The sequence below is a fragment of the Mycobacterium sp. genome, from assembly GCF_035499775.1.
In the GTDB taxonomy this organism is placed as follows: Bacteria; Actinomycetota; Actinomycetes; order Mycobacteriales; family Mycobacteriaceae; genus Mycobacterium.
On record NZ_DATJYB010000607.1, the window covers coordinates 1 to 3,308 of the forward strand.

At 63.5% G+C, this 3,308-nt stretch carries 3 protein-coding genes and 1 pseudogene; 2 read left to right on the top strand and 2 right to left on the bottom strand.

Annotation, left to right across the window (positions count from 1 at the left end; translation table 11 throughout):
- Window positions 1-457, top strand: a 457-nt coding sequence (locus tag VML93_RS36540; protein WP_325618444.1) for an integrase core domain-containing protein, incomplete at its 5' end; no start/stop codon positions are given.
- Window positions 458-952: 495 nt separating this feature from the next.
- Window positions 953-1,309 carry a PAS domain-containing protein gene (locus VML93_RS36545; protein ID WP_325618446.1) on the top strand — a complete coding sequence of 119 codons (357 nt, stop codon included), beginning with the start codon at window positions 953-955 and terminating at the stop codon, window positions 1,307-1,309.
- Between the two features lie 237 nt (window positions 1,310-1,546).
- Here the strand turns inward: VML93_RS36545 and VML93_RS36550 are convergent, their stop codons facing one another.
- Window positions 1,547-2,362: an ExeA family protein gene (locus VML93_RS36550; RefSeq protein WP_325618448.1), complete on the bottom strand. Its 816-nt coding sequence runs from the start codon at window positions 2,360-2,362 to the stop codon at window positions 1,547-1,549.
- Window positions 2,359-3,183: pseudogene (locus VML93_RS36555) on the bottom strand (Mu transposase C-terminal domain-containing protein); the annotation flags it as partial. The gene VML93_RS36550 and the pseudogene VML93_RS36555, both read right to left, overlap by 4 nt.
- Between the last annotated feature and the right edge of the window lie 125 nt (window positions 3,184-3,308).

Below are 3,308 nucleotides of genomic sequence, written 5' to 3' on the forward strand. Positions count from 1 at the left end.
AATTGGTCGTGACCAGTTGACCATTCACGCTGATCGTGGGTCATCGATGACCTCGAAGCCGGTGGCGTTCCTGCTCGCCGATCTCGGTATCACCCAGTCGCATTCGCGGCCGCACGTCTCCAACGACAACCCGTTCAGTGAGTCGCAGTTCAAGACGCTGAAGTACCGGCCCGGCTTCCCTGGTCGGTTCGCCTCGATCGAGGCGGCGCGCGTGCACTGCCAGCACTTCTTCCCTTGGTACAACGAGGAGCATCGCCACAGTGGGCTGGCGCTTCATACGCCCGCCGACATTCATTACGGCACCGCCGAAATCACCCGCGAGAAGCGGGCCTGCGTGCTCGATGCCGCCTACGCCGCCCACCCGGAACGCTTCGTCCGCAAGCCACCGCAGCCACCCGAGCTCCCCACCGAAACATGGATCAACCGGCCCGACAACACCGAGGAGGCTACTCAGTAAATTCCGCTGACCGGTGCCTCAAACAGGTTGACAGGTTCCGCGGGCAACAGAGACGCACAACGACTGGACCACTACGACGGGCTCACCTCACGCTGGTCCGCGGCCTGCTCGGCACCTGTCATCCCGCGCTTACCCTTGTTTCGTCGTGTTTCTAGAAGACTGTCGGTTCCTAGAAGACTGTCAGTTTAATCAATTCGCGCACATTATGATAAGTAGTCTGTATTCTACTCGCCAGACACATCATCGGTATATACAGACTGGGCCGTGCCCAGGCGCGGCGGGAACTCGGGACCTGCGTCCGGGTGGGTCTGCTTGAGTTAGGGGGAGCACATGTCGGTCGTGACTAGACAGCCGGAGATGCTGACGTCTATGCCATCCACGTCGAATGCGCCGTTACTTGCTGGGGGCTCGCACGGTCAGCCGAGCGACTGCGCGGGTATGGACGGCGGTCGATGGGTGGAGCGGCGGCGCAATTGGAGGTCCGGCGATTCACCGATGGACATCCTGACGCGGTTGCCCGCTGTGGTGGTGTTGGACAGGATCGCTGTTCCTTCGCTCGCTATGGCGCGGGACGGCACCATCTTGTTCGCCAATACGGCGTTTGCAGAGATGGTTGGGTACCGGCAGGACAGCTTAACGGGGTTGGCGTTCCCCGAGATCTTCCATACCGTCCCAGCCGCGCTTTGCGCGCTCTCTAGTGACGATGCGCTGGCGAACCGGCGTGTGGAGCTGCAGCATTGCGAGGGTTGGACGGTTCGGGCCAGGATGAGTAAGTCGGCGTTGAAGCGTAGCGATGATCCGGTTGTGGTGACGTTTGAGAATTTGACCGAGCGCCTCTGGACGGACGAGTGATGCGTCCCTTTGGCCTTCCCCTGGGCCAGCACGCGTAGTGCCGGCGGATCAGTTCGCGCGGGACGACAGGTCCTCAGCACCGCCGACCTGTTGTCCGTCGCTGAGGATGCAGATGATGCCGTCAGGGTCGTTGCTGATGGTGCCGGTGTGATGAAGGCCCTGCCCGCGTTAGCGGGCAGGGCCTTGGTCTGATCGGTGACGGCGTCGTTGGTGTGGTGACGTCGCGTGGTCGGTGGTTTAGTCGTGGCCGGTTTCGGTGACGGCGATGCGGGCGGCTTTCTCGTCGACGATCGCTGTTTTGGCGGCGAACGCGGCGGTCAGGGCGTGCAGGGCGAGGTTGTTGACTGCGCGGGGGTATCCGCGTGCGGCGTTGTGGATCACGGTGATGGCGTCGTCGGAGAATAGCGGGTCGGTGCGGCCGGCGATCTTGGTGTGATGGGCGATGTAGTCGGCGCTGTCGGCGGGTGTCATCCCGGCTAGGGCGTAGCGGACGGCGATGCGTTGATCGAGTGCTGCCAGCACACCGAGGCGTAGTCGTTGGCGCAGGGTGGGTTGGCCGACGAGCAGTGCGGCAAATGGTGAGCCGCTGTCCATCTCGTGGTTGGTGAGCATGCGGATGGCTTCCATTTGTGCGTTGTCGAGCAGGTGGGCTTCGTCGATGACCACGACCGGGGTGCGGCCGCGTTCGGCGTGCTCAGCAGCCAAAGCGTCGGCGGCTTGGGGGGCCAGGGTGGCGGTGTAGAAACTGGGCACCCGTCCCAACGCGCCGACGATGTGGTGCAGCATGCCGCGGACTCCGACCGAGGGGTTGGGCAGGTAGATGATGACGTGGCGGGCGGGGTCTAGGGCGGCGGTCGCGGCGCGGATAGCCACGGTCTTGCCTGCGCCGACTTCTCCGGTGATGACCCCGATGGCGTGTTGGTCCACGCACCAGGAGATGCGGGCGACGGCTTCGGCGTGGCTGGGGTGGCGGTGCAGCATCGCCGGTGCGAGTCCTCGTCCGAACGGCATGCGGGTGAAGCCGTAATACGATTGCAGCCGTTCGATACTCATGCCGATGCCTCGTTGTGGTCGGTGGCGCTGTCGAGGTCGGTGATGGACAACTGCCCGGGGACTTCGTATGCGGCATGGGCAGTCGCGCTGCTGGCCTCACTGTTGTTTTCGCTGGCGCCGAACAGGGCGTCGTAGCCGATGCGCCGGTCGGCGCGCAGGTGTTCGTGATGGGTTTGTGCGGTCAGGTGCAGGTAGTCGATCCCGACGGGCGGGGGTGCGGGTGGTTCGGGGATTTCTGGTTTGGCTTTCGGGTGAACGTGTCGGGTGATGATGTGCGGCAACGCTTTCCCGTAACCGGTGTTCTGGTAGCGAACCTCGATGGTTTCCATGTCGAACGGGGAGAACACCAACTCCACCTTGCGGCCCACCAGGGCTTGGTCGACTTGGAAGGTGTTGCCGTGCAACGACACCGTCGCGGTCTTGGTGACTGTGCGGTATTCCGACCACAGGAACGCCTCGGTGAGATCGGCCGCGGTCGGCATCGCCGGGGTCCGGCCCAGCCGCGCCCATCCGGCCTCCCACCGATCCAAGGGTGTCTGCCCGGTCTCGGTGTGGACGCGGCGGTGGTATTCGGTCTCCACCCATGCGGTGAACAGCCGATTGAGCTCCCACAAAGCCGAGCGGTGATCGGTGCCCGCCGCGGCGAGGTCCTCGGCGCTGCTGTCGGTGATCTCGACAAGGAACTGCTCGCGCACGGTCCGAAAGAATCTCTCTATCTTTCCCCTGCCCTGAGGTCGGTGTGGAGTCGAATGCACCAGTCGGACACCGAGTTTCGCGCATGCACGCAGCAGCCAGGCATCGACATACGCGGCGCCGTTATCGGCGCAATGCCGATATCGGCATTGCGTCGATTATGCCGACCTCACGACTATGCCGACATTGGGTGGGATCGGTTGTGGTGCACGGCGTTCAGTCGCAAGGTGTCGGCATAATTAGAGGCTTTCGA

Excerpts from the sequence above, each read along its gene's own strand:
- VML93_RS36550 (WP_325618448.1), bottom strand. The coding sequence starts at position 2,362 with ATGAGTATCGAACGGCTGCAATCGTATTACGGCTTCACCCGCATGCCG.
- VML93_RS36545 (WP_325618446.1), top strand. The coding sequence starts at position 953 with ATGGACATCCTGACGCGGTTGCCCGCTGTGGTGGTGTTGGACAGGATC.